11 protein-coding genes are annotated in these 15065 nt (G+C 56.9%); all 11 read left to right on the top strand.

Annotation, left to right across the window (positions count from 1 at the left end; all coding sequences use genetic code 11):
- The first annotated feature begins 21 nt into the window (after nt 1-21).
- Nucleotides 22-5076, top strand: a complete 5055-nt coding sequence (locus BLU26_RS06630) for a glycosyltransferase (protein ID WP_092285018.1) — start codon at nt 22-24, stop codon at nt 5074-5076.
- A gap of 264 nt (nt 5077-5340) precedes the next feature.
- Nucleotides 5341-6558, top strand: a complete 1218-nt coding sequence (locus tag BLU26_RS06625; RefSeq protein WP_092288390.1) for a flagellin — start codon at nt 5341-5343, stop codon at nt 6556-6558.
- A 72-nt stretch (nt 6559-6630) separates the two neighbouring features.
- Nucleotides 6631-7035: a flagellar protein FlaG gene (locus BLU26_RS06620; RefSeq protein WP_092285016.1), complete on the top strand. Its 405-nt coding sequence runs from the start codon at nt 6631-6633 to the stop codon at nt 7033-7035.
- Between the two features lie 100 nt (nt 7036-7135).
- Nucleotides 7136-8593 (top strand): flagellar filament capping protein FliD, encoded by a 1458-nt coding sequence (gene fliD / locus BLU26_RS06615; RefSeq protein WP_092285014.1) that lies wholly within the window; start codon nt 7136-7138, stop codon nt 8591-8593.
- Nucleotides 8594-8962: a flagellar export chaperone FliS gene (fliS, locus tag BLU26_RS06610; protein WP_092285012.1), complete on the top strand. Its 369-nt coding sequence runs from the start codon at nt 8594-8596 to the stop codon at nt 8960-8962. It abuts the gene before it with no gap.
- 350 nt (nt 8963-9312) lie between these two features.
- The gene (gene fliS / locus BLU26_RS06605; RefSeq protein ID WP_092285010.1) at nt 9313-9696 is read left to right on the top strand and encodes a flagellar export chaperone FliS; all 384 of its coding nucleotides are present in this window, start codon (nt 9313-9315) and stop codon (nt 9694-9696) included.
- 11 nt (nt 9697-9707) lie between these two features.
- Nucleotides 9708-10004, top strand: a complete 297-nt coding sequence (locus BLU26_RS06600; protein ID WP_092285008.1) for a flagellar protein FliT — start codon at nt 9708-9710, stop codon at nt 10002-10004.
- A gap of 176 nt (nt 10005-10180) precedes the next feature.
- Nucleotides 10181-11650 (top strand): sigma-54 dependent transcriptional regulator, encoded by a 1470-nt coding sequence (locus tag BLU26_RS06595; protein WP_092285006.1) that lies wholly within the window; start codon nt 10181-10183, stop codon nt 11648-11650.
- A gap of 113 nt (nt 11651-11763) precedes the next feature.
- Nucleotides 11764-12978 carry a sensor histidine kinase gene (locus BLU26_RS06590; protein WP_092285004.1) on the top strand — a complete coding sequence of 405 codons (1215 nt, stop codon included), beginning with the start codon at nt 11764-11766 and terminating at the stop codon, nt 12976-12978.
- The gene (locus BLU26_RS06585) at nt 12975-14393 is read left to right on the top strand and encodes a sigma-54-dependent transcriptional regulator (protein WP_092285002.1); all 1419 of its coding nucleotides are present in this window, start codon (nt 12975-12977) and stop codon (nt 14391-14393) included. Before BLU26_RS06590 ends, BLU26_RS06585 begins: the two co-directional genes overlap by 4 nt.
- Before the next feature lie 317 nt (nt 14394-14710).
- Entirely contained in the window at nt 14711-15043 is a 333-nt protein-coding gene (gene fliE / locus BLU26_RS06580) for a flagellar hook-basal body complex protein FliE (protein ID WP_092285000.1), read from the top strand.
- The last annotated feature ends 22 nt before the right edge of the window (nt 15044-15065 follow it).

Raw genomic sequence — 15065 nt, 5'->3', positions numbered from 1 at the left:
GTTTAGAGAAGGAGGGTGGGCATGATCGAGCGTGATTTGATGGCTGGAGGCCGGTGCTTAGGCAAGCCATGGCGAGTCGGGATCGCAGGCATTACACGTGATGACCCGGGTCGGCCCTTCGTTCTCAGTGACGTATTCTGGCGTGACCTCATGCGCCAACTGCCTTGGCACCAGCTCAAAGCTTACGCCGACGCCAATGGGTTGATCTTCGAGCCGATATTGCACAGCGACAATATTGATCATGACGCGTTGTTGCTGGTGCTGAACGATGAACCCGGACAACCTCTGAACGGCCTAGACTCGCAGCTTCGGCAGTACCTATTGCTGCGGGGTAGTCAGGCACGCTTGGCCCCCGAGCATGAAGCGTCGTTCTCACGTATCTTTCTGCCTCTCGGCGAGCCATTTACCGATGGCCAACTGGTTTCGCTGAACCAGCCGCTCAGCCTGCCCGCATCGCCAGCCGCCCTGCAGGAATGGTTACTCTGCGATGAGGTGCCTGAACTGCCGGGCTTGCTCCCGCAGCAATGGTGCGACTGCCTGGCAGCTGGTCGCGTTCCGGTGCACCTTGGCACCTGGCCGGTTCCCGAGTGGATCCCGCAGGGTAGCTACATTGATGCGCATGAATTTAATGGTCAGCCAACACTGCAGGATTACTGCAACACCCGCGTCCAGGCAGCTGCTGAGGCGCTGCACGCGTTCTTGAACAACAAGACCAGCTATCCCTACTCAAGTGATTGCTGGGTTACCGCGCTAACGGCTGCCATCGCGGGTGATGCCGCTGCAGTTCGCGACACCCGGCCGCTGCTCAGTGTCATCATTCCTGCCTACAACTATGGTCGGTTTCTGAACCAAACCATCTCGTCGGTATTGGATCAGTGCTATGCAGATATCGAGGTCCTGGTTCTCGATAACGCCTCTACCGACAACACTCCTAAGGTTCTGCGCTCGTTTGCGAAAGAGCCTCGTGTGCGTTATTTCAGGAATGCACGCAATGTAGGTCCCAGCTACAACGTACTTAACGGAATCCAGATTGCGCAGGGGCGTTACTTGTCGCTCCTGATGGCAGACGATTATTACAATCCTGGCTACCTTTCTAGCCTGATGCCACGCATGCTGGAAAATCCGCATGTAGTTGTTGGTTATACCTCGATCCGCTGGGTCAATGAGCAGGGACGTGGGCTCACTGTGCCCAGGCATCCGGGATACAAGAAGCAGGACTATATTGGTGGCCGCAACGAGGTCGCGGATCTGTTGATTTACGACAGCTACATTCCGCCTTCTGCTACGCTGATCCAGCGAGAGCCCTTTCTGCAGGTTTGGCGCAGAGACCCCAGGCTTAATGGCGCGGGTGACTGGCTTTCGATGGTGCAGGTGGCCGAGAAGCACCCCGATTTCATTTTTCTAAGTGAGCCAGGGGTCACCTATCGAACCCACTCCGCGCAGCTCTCGACCGAGTTCTACTCTTCCAATGCCCCGCTTGCTGACCATATACGCTTGGTCGAAGGGGTTTTCGAGCGTGGCGCGGAGAGTAAGTTGCGGGGTTTTGAGCTCGCGGTGGCTGCGCATCTGCGCCGGCGCCTCAGGTTGTATCCAAGTGAACAATCTTCGTCTCTAGGATTGCGAGTTGATGAGCTGTGTCAAAATCTTGAGGCGTTGGCTGATCTTGATGAGCAGGCTCTGTTTTCCATCGTCCTCACAACCTTCAATCGCCCAGCCATGCTGCTGGATGCATTGCGCAGTATCGCTGCACAAACGCTGCACGACTTTGAGGTCATTCTGGTCAATGATCACGGCGAGCCTGTCGAATCGTTACTTGATGGTTTTGATTTCCCTCTGACCTACCTGCGTCAGGGTGCCAATAAAGGTCCGGCTGCCGCTCGTAATGCGGCGTTGCGGCTGGCGAAAGGTCGCTATCTTGCTTTTCTGGACGATGATGACATCTTCCTGCCGGACCACCTACAGTCGCTTGCTACCGCCCTTGAAAGCCATCCTGACGCCATTGTGTACTCCGACGCGGTGTTCATTACCGAGAAGCTGGAACAGGGCGCCCGTATCGAGTTGGCCAGAGATCATCGCTACGATCACGTTGCCTACTCAAAAGAACAGTTTTTTGTCGACAACTACATTCCGGTCAACACTTTTGCCTGCTCAAGAAGGCTTGCTATGGAGGTCGGTGATTTTGATGAAGCATTGTCCGGCCTAGAAGACTGGGATTTCCTTTTGCGCTTGGCGGCACGCTCAGATTTCGTGCATCTGCCGCGCACCACTGTTGAAGTCAGAATGCGCGCGGCTGACGAGAGTGCAGAACGCAGATCCGATCAGGCTTCTAAAAACTACGCCGAGCTTTACCAGGAAATCTACCGCCGCCATTCGGATCTTGGCAGCAAGCGGGTCCGCGAAGGACGCTCAAACCAGCTGCGTTCTCTGGGTGTTGTCGCCAAGGGCGATCCCAGACCCGTGCGAACGTGGCTTGCTGCGCGCAAGTTGACACCAATTCAGCAGCGTCTCGTGAGGGACTATACCCAGCAGCAAGAGGCATCAGCAGGTCAGCTGATGGCCGTCATTATTGACCTTGATGGCGACCTTTCAGCCGTGACTCAAAGCCTTAACTCCTTTCAGCTCGAGCTGGAGGTGCCCAATGTCTCATCGCTGGTGTTCAGTGTTGCGGCGCCGCCGGTGGGACATGATGGGCAGTGGCGGCAGGTTGATAAGCACACTTGGATAGATGAGCTAAACAATACGCTTGCCTCAGCTTCTGCTGACTGGGTCATGCTGTGCAGGGCGGGTGATGAGTTTGCTTCCAGCGGTTTGCAAATGGTGTCGCTTGAGCTGCAGGCTAACCCTGATTGTCGAGCTATCTACGCTGATGGCTTATACCGTCAAGATGACGCCGATTATGGATTGGCGCTGCGCCCCGACTTCAATCTCGATTATCTGTTGAGCTTCCCGCAGGGGATGTCCCAGCATTGGTTATTTAATCGCGAGAATCTGTTGAGCCTTGGTGGTTTTGACGCGCAGACCGGCGAGGCTATGGAGCTCGACCTGATACTGCGGTTGGTAAATCAACATGGCTTGACCGGATTGGGTCATGTTCCAGAGCCCTTGGTGTTGAGTCAGGCGTTGGTGCTACGCGATTCCGAGCTAGAGCGCTCAGTCATCAAAACGCATCTGGCGGCCAGAGGTTACCCGCAGGCGTCGGTAAAAAGCGTCCTTCCCGGTCAGTATCAGATTGACTACGGTCATGCAGAGACTCCGCTGGTGTCCATTGTGATACTGGTCAGCGATGAGCTGGCTGCCGCGCAACGTTGTGTCATGAGTGTGCTCGAGAACACAGCATACGGGCGCTACGAGATTTTGCTGATCGATAACGCTAGCCGCGAGGGTGCGACGCTTGACTGGCTGGCCGCGCTGGAGCAAATGGACACTGCTTTGGTCAAGGTATTGCGCTCGGCGGAGCGTTTAAGCCAAAGCGATGCGAATAACCAGGCTGCGCTCAACGCAAGCGGTGACTATTTATTTTTGCTAGGCCCCGATGTGGCGGTAATCAACGACAGCTGGTTGGATGAGCTGATGAATCACGCGCAGCGACCCGAGGTCGGCGTTGTGGGTCTATGCACCGTTAATGCCGAGGGCAAGATTACCCATGCCGGGCAGGTTCTGGGTCTTGAGGGCCCCGCAGGCGAAGTTTTTCTTGGCGAGCCGCTGGGAGCGCCCGGCTATATGCAGCGACTCCAGGTTGATCGAAACGTTAGCGCTGTTTCCGGCAAATGCCTGTTGATAAGAAAGTCGCTTTACATTGACCTTGGTGGTCTGGACGCGGGTGCCTTTGCCGACGAAGGAGCAGCCTTGGACCTGTGCCTGCGTGTCACCGATAGCGGCTACATTATTGTTTGGACTCCCAGGGCGACCCTGCTTCACAGTACGCCCAAGCCAAGTATGACGGTGGATACGGAGGATAAGTTATACGCACGTTGGCTGGCGCGGCTGGCACGCGATCCTGCTTACAATCCCAATTTCTCGCTGGCTAAGCCTGGCGGTTTCAAACTGGCGGCGCCGCAGATTTCCTGGCGTCCTCTCGAAGTGTGGCGTCCTCAGCCGGTAGTGCTGGCCCATCCGGCCGATTTGTTCGGTTGTGGTCACTATCGCGTTATTCAACCATTTAACGCGCTGCTCAGTGCAGGGCTAGTGGACGGAGCTCTATCCCAAGGCTTGATGCATGTTACTGATCTTGAACGCTATGCGCCGGATGTCGTGGTGCTACAGCGGCAGATAGGTGATGACCGGCTGGAAGCCATGCGTCGTATGAAGGCTTTCTCCAGTGCTTTTAAAGTCTATGAGCTGGATGACTATCTGCCCAACTTGCCAATGAAAAATGCACACCGTAATGCGATGCCCAAAGATATCGTCAAATCATTGAAGCGCGGGTTGTCGTTTGTTGATCGCTTTGTCGTCTCCACAGATGCCCTGGCTGAGGCATTTACTGGCTTTCATGACGACATTCAGGTGGTACATAACCGGCTTGATCCGCGTTGGTGGGGCAACCTGCCGCCTTCAGTTCGCAATGCATCGACCAAGCCGAGAGTAGGGTGGGCAGGGGGTGCCAGTCATACCGGGGATCTTGAGCTGATTTTTGATCTGGTGAAAGATCTCGCCGATGAAGTCGAATGGGTTTTTTTGGGCATGTGTCCGGAAAAGCTTCGTCCTTACGTACACGAGTTTCATGAGGGGGTGAGCATTGAAAAATATCCTCGGAAACTGGCTTCGCTCAATCTGGATTTGGCGCTCGCCCCGGTTGAGGAGCATCTGTTCAACGAGTGCAAAAGTAATCTGCGTTTGCTGGAGTACGGTGCCTGCTCTTATCCAGTCATCTGTTCCGATGTGCGCTGTTACGCGGGCACGCTGCCCGTAACGCGGGTCAAAAATCGTTATCGTGACTGGATGGATGCGGTACGTGCGCACTTGGCAGAGCCTGCAGCCTCTGCCGCACAGGGGCGTGATTTGCACCAAGCGGTGAAAACTGCCTGGATGCTTGACGGTGAAGGGCTTGAACGTTGGCGTGAGGCATGGCTGCCCTAGCCCGTGATTAAGGCGATGAACGGCAACTAAAGCGCTAAAGGAATAGTGTAGCTGGTCGATAAAGAGTCATGGCTGGCGTGTTTGCCAGCGGTGCCTTAGCCGAAGCGATGAAATTAGCAAGAAAAATATGTGAAATTCATCCTAAAGCTTTCTGGCAAAGCGTCGATACAGTAACTGAATGCGAACTCAATGGGTGCCTGGGCAGGTCCGGCCCACGAGTCGCAAGCTCAGGCAAACATTTTCAGGTCCTTTGGAGGCAATACCATGGCCCTTACAGTCAACACAAACGTAGCTTCTCTGAACGCCCAGCGTAACCTGGGTTCTTCATCCAACTCGCTGGCCACTTCTCTGGAGCGCCTGTCTTCGGGTTCTCAGATCAACAGCGCAAAAGATGACGCGGCTGGCCTGCAGATTTCCAACCGTCTGACCAGTCAGATCAACGGTCTGGGCGTGGCTACCAAGAACGCCAACAACGGTATCTCCATTGCACAGACCGCTGAAGGCGCTCTGCAGGAGTCCACTACCATTCTGCAGCGTATGCGCGATCTGTCACTGCAGGCTGCCAACGGCTCCAACGGTGATTCCGAGCGTGACGCTCTGAACTCGGAAGTTACCGAACTCAAGAAGGAACTCGACCGTATCTCCAACACTACTGCCTTCGGTGGCAAGAAGTTGTTTGACGGTAGTTTCGGTACTGAAACCTTCCAGGTGGGCAGTGCTGCTAACGAAGCAATCAGCTTGAAGCTTGACGAGACCAGCACCAAGTCCCTGCGTAGCGATTCGATCAGCAGCGGCAGCATTGCGACTTCGGACGTAGCGGGCGCTACTGCTGCAGCTTCGGGCTCCATGGCAGTGTCTTTCACTATCGCTGCCGGTAGTGCAGACGGCACCGATCGTGTGTTTACCATTAGCTCTGATTTTGCTTCCGGCGCCACTGTGACTGAGCAGGTTCAAAATCTGGCTACCGCGATTAACGATGCGAACATCGGTGTGGGTGCGTTCATCGCTGATGATGGCTCAATCAACGTTGTCACCAATGCTGATCTGGGTACTAACGATGGTGAGCTGTCGATCGCCTTCGCTTCCGGCGCTACAGCAGCTGCAGCACAAACTGCGGCAGAGGCTGGCGGTACTGCGGTTACTCTGGCTTCTGTTGCTGCAACCGATGCTGAAGTTCGCGACATCGACATCAGCACTGCCGAAGGCGCTCAGAAAGCGGTCTATATCATCGACGCGGCTTTGGAGTCGATCGACAGTCAGCGTGCTTCTCTGGGTGCTGCTCAGAACCGCTTTGATTCGACCATCAGCAACCTGCAGAACGTGGCTGAAAACGCCTCTGCCGCTCGCGGCCGGATTCAGGACACTGACTACGCGGCTGAAACTGCAAACCTGACCAAGAACCAGATCCTGCAACAGGCAGGTACTGCGATCCTGGCCCAGGCCAACCAGCTGCCTCAGGCCGTACTTAGCCTCTTGGGCTAAGTCTGGATCAGGGGTAATATGCGGGGGGAAGGGTAACCTTCCCTCCGCGTTGTCCGTTGCGAGGTAAGCACCATGGATATGGGTGTTATTAAACCGTTTGAAGTAACCCGCTCTGCGTCCAGCGCTGTTGCGGTGGAAGCGGGTGCCGGCAAAGGCCAGGCAGTAAGGCAGATGGAAGCTGCACAGGCGAAATCGGAACCAGCTCCGGTGGCAGTTCAAACACGTGAAGCGGTAGAGCAAAGCGCTGAAGTTGAGCGTGATCAGCTGCAGGCAGCGGTTTCTGATATTCAGAATTTTGTTCAGTCGGTTCGCCGAGACATCAATTTCAACCTTGATGATGATAGCGGCCGGGTGGTGATTAATGTAACCGAGGCAACCAGTGGCGATGTAATCCGCCAGATCCCCTCGGAAGAAGCGCTTCGGTTAGCCGAGAATCTGTCGGAAATCCGTAGCGTGCTGTTTGAGGCAGAGGCCTGATTTTCTGCCCGCCGGTTTTACTGGCACGCTACTTGCCTGATAGACCGGGACACTCTCTTCGGTAGGCGCTCCGTCAAAAAACGGTCGCGAGGTACAGTATATGGCTATCACAGGCATTGGCTCTGGTCTTGACATCAGTAATATCGTCAGCGCTCTGGTTAACGCCGACGGCGCCCCCAAAGCAGCCCAGTTAACTCGTCTGGAAAGCGCGACAACGGCCAAATTTACCGGGCTTGGTACTTTTCGCAGCGCTCTCTCCACCTTCCAGTCGGTATTGGACAAGCTCAATAGCACCGAGATATATCAGAAGCGCACTGCTACCTCTGGCAGTGCGACCAACTTCAGTGTAACCGCTGACAGTACGGCGGCGACTGGCAATTATGATGTGCAGGTGTTCAATCTGGCCCAGACCAGTAAGGTAGCGCTGCGCGGTCAAGATAATGCGACCGATGCCGTTGGCACGGGAACCATGACCATTACAGCGGGCGACACGACGCTGGATATTGATATTACCGACGCCAACAGTAGCCTCTCTGGTATTCGCGATGCGATCAACGCCGCGGGTAAGGATAGCGGCATCAGCGCCACTATTGTGACGGATCCCAGCGGTGCTGGCGGCTCTCGTCTGGTGCTGGGCTCTACCAAAGCCGGTACAGGAAACGACATCAGTGTCAGTGTTGCAACGGACGGCACCGATACCGGGAACCTGGCCGACCTGGCCTATACACCTCCGGCAACCACAGACTTTGCGGCAACCCCGGCCGACCCCGGCAACCCGCGTGAGCCGAGAGTCATTTCCTATGCCCGTGATGCCAACTTGGCGATTGACGGCCTCGCTATTTCCAGTACCAGTAATACTATTTCTGACGCCATTGATGGCGTAACAATCACGCTCAAGGCGGCTCAGTCGCAGGACGCCATTGACGCAGGTACCAGCATCAGTCTCCGTGTGGCCGAAGACAAGGCGGGCGTTAAAACCTCGCTCCAATCCTTTGTCGATGGTTACAACGCCATGATGAAGTCGATTGGTTCTCTGACCGCAGTCACTTCCGTAGGGGGCGATGATGGCGAGCCGCTCACTGGGGCCCTGGTTGGCGACTCTTCTGTGCGTTCGTTGATGTCGTCTATGCGTAGCGTACTGGGCTCGAGCAACAGCGGTAGCATCCGTATGCTGGCTGACCTGGGCATCACCACCCAGCGCGATGGTACTTTGGCAATTGACAGCAGCAAGCTGGATGATGCACTCGAAAACAACTACGAGGCGGTCAGCGATTTTCTCGCCGGCGATAACGGCTTGATCGGTCAGTTGGATGCGAAAATTGACCCCTACACCAAAAGTGGCGGCATTCTTGACGGGCGTACCACGTCACTGCAGAACCGGCTCTCCGATATCGACGATCAGCGTGAGACGCTGAATCTGCGCCTGGAAAAGCTGGAGGCGCGGCTATTGGCGCAGTTCAACGCAATGGATACATTGGTTGCAGGCCTCTCTAGCACCAGTGACTACCTCACCGGCCAACTGGCAAACCTGCCTGGCGTCGTCAAAAAGGATTCGTAAATGGCTAACCCGATCGATACCTACAAAAAGGTCAATATCTCTCAGGAAGTGTCGCAGTATCGTGCGGTTCAGCTGTTGCTGGATGGCGCCATTGAGCGGGTCAAGCTGGCTCGACACGCGCAGGCGACCGGGAATCCGGAGCGTCGCGGCGTAGCCGTGAGCAGTACCATCAGCATTATCGGCGCACTGCAAACGTCGCTGGACAAGGATTTGGGTGGCGAGATCGCGGAAAACCTGGACGCCTTGTACGATTACATGACGCGCAAACTGGCGGGTGTGGCACTGGATGATACGCCGCGCTCGCTGGATGAAGTTCAGCACTTGCTGGGTGAGATAAAAGAAGCCTGGGATTCTATCGAGCCTGCTTGACCGGCTGTTCTGGCGGGGGTTAGTCACGGCCAGTACCGGTTAGAGTTGGGCGAAACCAGCCAAATCAAGCGTAGTTTGCCATTCCCATTCCCATTGCTGTTGCTGTTGCTGTTGCTGTTGCTGTTGCTGTTGCCAGGCAAGGTGAAGTTGCAGCGATCTTGGGTGCCAGCCACCGCCACAGGCCGCGATGAAGCGCGGCCTGTGCAGTTAGAACCAGCGCGTTCCCGCGTAGTCGCGCCGCGCTTTTGCGAGCCAGTACGAAGTCGCCACCTTTTTAGTCTATTTGCCTCAAGTTTCCCCCGCGCTGCCGATATAAACATCATGTGCCACCTATCTTCAGGATACGTCCCATGAATGCTTATGCCGCGATGAAGCAGTACCAGACCGTCAACGTCAATGCGCAGGTCAGCGAAGCTGATCCGCATCGTTTGATTCAGATGTTGATGGAAGGTGGCTTGCAACGTATCGCCCAGGCCAAGGGGGCGATGCAGCATGGCAACCTGGCACTGAAGGGCGAGCAGATCGGCAAGGCCGTGGCGATCATTGGTGGTCTGCGTGAGTCTTTGGACCATCAACAGGGTGGCGAGGTGGCAGGCAACCTCGAGAGGCTATATGCTTTCATGCAGCAGCGCCTCAGCGAGGCGAACCTGCGGAACGATGTTGCACTGCTGGATGAAGTAATCGACTTGCTGCGTGAAGTGAAAGCCGGCTGGGACGGCATTCGCCAATCTTGAGGAGTATTCCGATGGCCAATGCCGTTGAGCAGATTCAAAACACCCATGAGTGCCTGATCGCTGCTGTTCAGGCCGGTGACTGGCAGCAAGTGGGCGAGCTGGACAAGTTATGTCGTTTGCAGGTGAAGCAGGCAATGCAAGACCCCCAGCGAGACGATCAACAGATCGCCGAGGTGCTGGAAAGCCTAAGTGGTACCTATCGTGAGGTGGTTGCCCTGTGTCAGGCAGTGCAGGGCAAATTGGCAGAAGAGCTACAGGGGCTGCAGAAAAGCCGCCAGAGTGCCAAGGTCTATCAGATGTTTTCCTGAAGGGCGTTTGCTGGCGGGGGCTTTTGACTCCCGAAAAGCAGCCAACTTTGCTGCGCCAACTATTTGACTCTGGCGCCATTTCTGACTACATTTAAGCCCAAGATAACAGGGTATGGCGCGGCGCCATCATAGCGCCACGACCAGCCCAGCGAGCCAACAGGAAAGCTCCCCTGCCTATGCTGCCCAACAGTCATATTTTGTCGATCGACGACTCTCCGCAAAACCGCCACGATCTGGCTGTCATTCTCGGGTTCCTGGGAGAAGAGGCGATCATCAGCGACTCGCAGAACTGGTTGACGGCAGCGTCCGAACAGGTGTCATCCCCGGACGCGGTCAAGTGCGTCATTCTCGGGCGTTGCGAGCATGAGCAAGGTTTGCCGGCTTTGTTGGGTCAGTTGGATAAGTGGGACGAGAATCTGCCTGTGATTCTGCTCGACCCAGAGCAGTCAAGCCGCTGGCCCGATCACCTCAAGCAGCGTCTGCTGGCGGTGCTGGAACCCCCTTTGAGTTACAACCATCTGCTCGATGCACTGCATCGTGCGCAGGTGTACCGCGAAGTTTTTGAAGAGAATACCAACCGCCAGCGTCAACGCGAACCTAACCTGTTCCGTAGTCTAGTGGGTACCAGCCGATCGATTCAGTCGGTGCGCCAGATGATGCAGCAGGTAGCTGATACCGAGGCGACCGTACTTATTCTAGGCGAGTCGGGTACCGGCAAAGAGGTGGTTGCGCGCAACCTGCATTATCACTCCCGCCGTAAAGATGCGCCTTTTGTGCCGGTGAATTGTGGTGCGATCCCCGCTGAACTGCTTGAGAGCGAGCTGTTCGGTCACGAGAAGGGCGCCTTTACTGGCGCCATCACCAGCCGTGCCGGGCGCTTTGAGTTGGCGCAGGGTGGCACCCTGTTTCTCGACGAGATTGGCGATATGCCGCTGCCAATGCAGGTCAAGCTACTGCGGGTGTTGCAAGAGCGGACCTTTGAACGGGTGGGCAGTAACAAAGTGCAGGCGGCTGACGTGCGCGTGATCGCCGCGACCCACAAGAATCTTGAGCAGATGATTGAACAGGGTGGTTTCCGTGAGGATCTGTTCTACCGTCTGAACGTTTTCCCGATTGATATGCCGGCCATGCGCGAGCGCATTGAAGACCTGCCGCTGCTGCTTAACGAGCTGATCACGCGGATGGAAAAGGAGAAGCGTGGATCAATTCGTTTCAGCACGTCGGCAATCATGTCGCTGTGTCAGCACGAATGGCCTGGGAATGTGCGTGAGCTGGCCAATCTGGTCGAGCGCATGGCGATCATGCATCCGCATGGCGTTATCGGCGTGGGCGAGCTGCCGCGCAAGTTCCGCTACGTGGAAGACGATCAGGATGATCTGCGCCAGCTGCGCGAAGACGAAGATGAGCGTGGCGAAGCCTTCAGTGGCCTGATTGGCCTGGATAGCCCGGCCTTTCTTCCGCCAGAAGGGTTGGACCTCAAGGAGTACCTTGCTGGCCTGGAACAAACCCTGATTCAGCAGGCGCTGGATGAATCCAACGGGGTTGTTGCGCGGGCGGCGGAACGCCTCAAAATCCGTCGTACCACCCTGGTTGAGAAGATGCGCAAGTACGGTCTCAATCGCGGGACTGATGTGTCAGAAGACTGACGCGTATTTTCATTTTTCCCTACAAGGCTATGTTTAATAAGGTTTTATTGCTTATGGCATAGCCCTTGCTTTATCTCCCCTGACGACAGGTTTCAGTACCCAGGGGAATCCCGATGGCCGTATCCGCAAAACCCATTTCACCGACTGCAACGCCAACCGATGCTGCTCAGACTGAGCCGCTGGCCCAGGCGTACGCGCGCTTCAGTGATGTGTCTGCGCAGCTGGAGCAATCGCATGCCCTGTTGGAGCAGCAGGTGTCCATGCTCAAGCGGCAGCTGGCAGAGGCCGAGGCACAACGGGTGCATGAGCTGGCCGAAAAGGCGCGGCTGGCTGGACGTTTGCAGAACGTGCTGGACTTGCTGCCCGGCGGTGTCGTGCTGCTGGATGGACGGGGTGTGGTACGGGAAGCCAATCCGGCCGCTCGTGAATTGCTGGGTGAGCCACTCGAGGGTGAGCTGTGGCGTGACCTGATTCGGGATCGTTTTGCGCCCCGCGAAGATGATTACCATGAGGTGTCTCTGCGCAGCGGTCGACGCGTTTCGCTGGCGACGCGTTCGCTCGTTGGCGAGCCTGGCCAACTGATTCTGCTTAACGACCTGACTGAAACCCGTGAGTTGCAAAGCCAGCTGGCGCGTAACGAGCGCCTGTCGGCTCTGGGTCGCATGGTTGCCTCCCTGGCGCATCAGATTCGTACTCCGCTGTCAGCCGCGCTGCTGTATGCCGAGCACCTTAACAACGAGGCACTGGCGCCGGCGCATCGAGTACGTTTTGCCGATCGCCTGCAAGGCCGGCTGCACAGCATTGAACACCAGATTCGCGACATGCTGCAGTTCGCCAAGGGCGACCTGCCGATCGAAGATCGCTTACCGGCGTCCATTTTCTTTGAATGGCTGCAGAGCCATGCCGACAGCCTGATCGACGAGAAGGGTGGGCAGTGCCGTTGGGAGTACCTGCTGTCTGCTGATGTGATGCTGCGCTGCAACCGCGACACCCTGGCCGGTGCCGTGATCAACCTGATTGACAACGCCCTGCAGGCAGGTGCGCCGCAGCCGAGCCTGAAGGTCTGCATGCGGCTTATTGAAGACCAGCTGAGTATCAGCGTGGTGGATACCGGTCGCGGCATGTCACCCGAGCAACTGGCCCGTATTGGCGAGCCCTTCCATACCACCCGTGCGCAGGGCACCGGGCTGGGTGTGGCTGTGGTCAAATCAGTGGTGCAGGCCCACGGCGGCCAGTTCGCGTTGCGCAGCAAGGCGGGTTGGGGCACCTGTGCAGAAGTTATCTTGCCGGTGCGGGCCATGCCGGGCGAGGAGCGGGAGGCGGTATGAATACTCACACTACACGGGTGCTGCTGGTTGAGGACGACCAGTCGCTACGCGAGGCGTTGGCCGATACCCTGATGTTGGGCGGCTACGATTATGTGCAGGCGGCCGACGCGGAAACCGCGCTTGGGTTGCTGCGTCAGGAAAGCGTCAGCATGGTCATCAGTGACGTCAACATGCCCGGCATGGACGGTCACGCCTTGCTGCGTAATCTGCGCTGCCAATACCCCCATCTGCCGGTCTTGCTGATGACGGCCTATGGCACAGTGCAACAGGCAGTGACGGCGATGCGCGATGGCGCGGTTGATTACCTGGTCAAGCCGTTCGCGCCCAAGGCGCTGCTCGACCTGGTGGCGCAACACGCGCAGGGCAAGCTGCAGGCCAGCCCCGGTGAAGGTCCGGTCGCGGTAGAGCCGGCCAGTGTGCAATTACTGGAACTGGCGCGTCGTGTTGCCGCCAGTGATTCGACGGTACTGGTGTCGGGCGAGTCAGGCACTGGTAAAGAGGTGCTTGCGCGCTATATTCATCAGAATTCCCCGCGTGCCACGCAGCCCTTTATTGCCATTAATTGTGCCGCCATCCCGGAGAATATGCTGGAAGCGACGCTGTTTGGGCATGAAAAAGGCGCTTTCACTGGCGCAGTTGCCGCGCAGGCTGGGAAGTTTGAGCAGGCTAACGGCGGTACCTTGTTGCTGGATGAAATTTCCGAGATGCCACTGAGCCTGCAGGCCAAGTTGTTGCGGGTTTTGCAGGAGCGCGAAGTCGAGCGGGTGGGGGGGCGCAAGTTGATTCAACTGGATATCCGCGTTATCGCCACAACCAACCGCGACCTGCCTGCTGAGGTTGCGGCGGGACGTTTCCGCGAGGATCTGTACTACCGCTTGGGGGTGTTCCCGTTGCAGTGGCAGGCGCTGCGCGAGCGTCCGAGCGATATCCTGCCGATTGCCGAGCGGCTGCTGGCCAAGCACAGCAGCAAGATGAATATGCACAATATTCGGTTCTCTGGCGAAGCGGTACAGGCCCTGCAGGCGCACGCCTGGCCGGGCAACGTGCGTGAGCTGGACAACGCAGTACAGCGCGCTCTGGTATTGCAGCAAGGCGGCATGATCTTGCCACATGACCTGTGTTTGTCGGTGGCGCCGGGTGCTGCTGTGACCGCCAGTGCAGTCAGGCCTGTAGCCAGTGCGGTTGTAGCCGACCCAGCGCCTGCGGCGGTTCAGCCCGCTAATTCGGGCGGGCTGGGCGCGGGGGTCAAGCAACGCGAGTATCAGCTGATTATCGATGTGCTGCGCGCCGAGCATGGCAAACGCAAGGAAGCGGCGGATCGTTTGGGTATCAGTCCACGCACGCTGCGTTACAAGCTGGCGCAGATGCGTGATGCTGGCTTGGATGTGGAGGCCAGCCTGTTTGCCGGGGTGTGAGCTTCTCCGTTATGTCTGGCAGCAGCATTTTTGTCGAGTTGCCTAATGAGGGGAGTGCCACGCACTCCTCTCATCACGTTCCCATCACGTTCCCATCAAGTCAGCCGCCCGTATACTCCCGGTTTGCTTGCCCCAGGGCAGAGGCAGGTTTTATGCCCTGTTCATCTTGCCCCGTGTCTTTGCGCGTCATCCCCTGCGCGCCATTGGGCACTCGCATTAGCCAATACTTCGACCTGAAACTCAGGTTGGCATCGATCTTGCTCAAGTACCTGTAAAGCGACAGTAGCCGTCAAAAAATTTACGGCGTGGAGGCAGGTATGACCCAGGGTGTTGAATTCAATCGTTTGATGTTGCAGATGCGCACCATGCAGATGGAAGCCATGGGCAAACCGCAGCCTGCGGCACCAGTCGAAAAGAACGTCAACGCGCCGGCATTCGACGATATGCTGAAACAGGCCGTTGATCGGGTGAACGAGCTGCAGCAGACTACCAGCAATCTGCAGACCGGTTACGAGCGCGGCGATCAGGGCATCGACCTGACCGAAGTGATGATTGCCTCACAGAAGTCGTCAGTTGCCTTTCAGGCCATCACCCAGGTACGTAACAAGATGGTGAGCGCCTATGAAGACATCATGAAGATGCCCATCTAGCTTGTACCTATTGCTGCTGACT

The sequence above is a fragment of the Halopseudomonas sabulinigri genome, from assembly GCF_900105255.1.
Lineage (GTDB): Bacteria > Pseudomonadota > Gammaproteobacteria > Pseudomonadales > Pseudomonadaceae > Halopseudomonas > Halopseudomonas sabulinigri.
The sequence above is the reverse complement of the archived record's forward strand: the minus strand, read 5'-3'. Positions and strand labels throughout refer to the sequence as shown.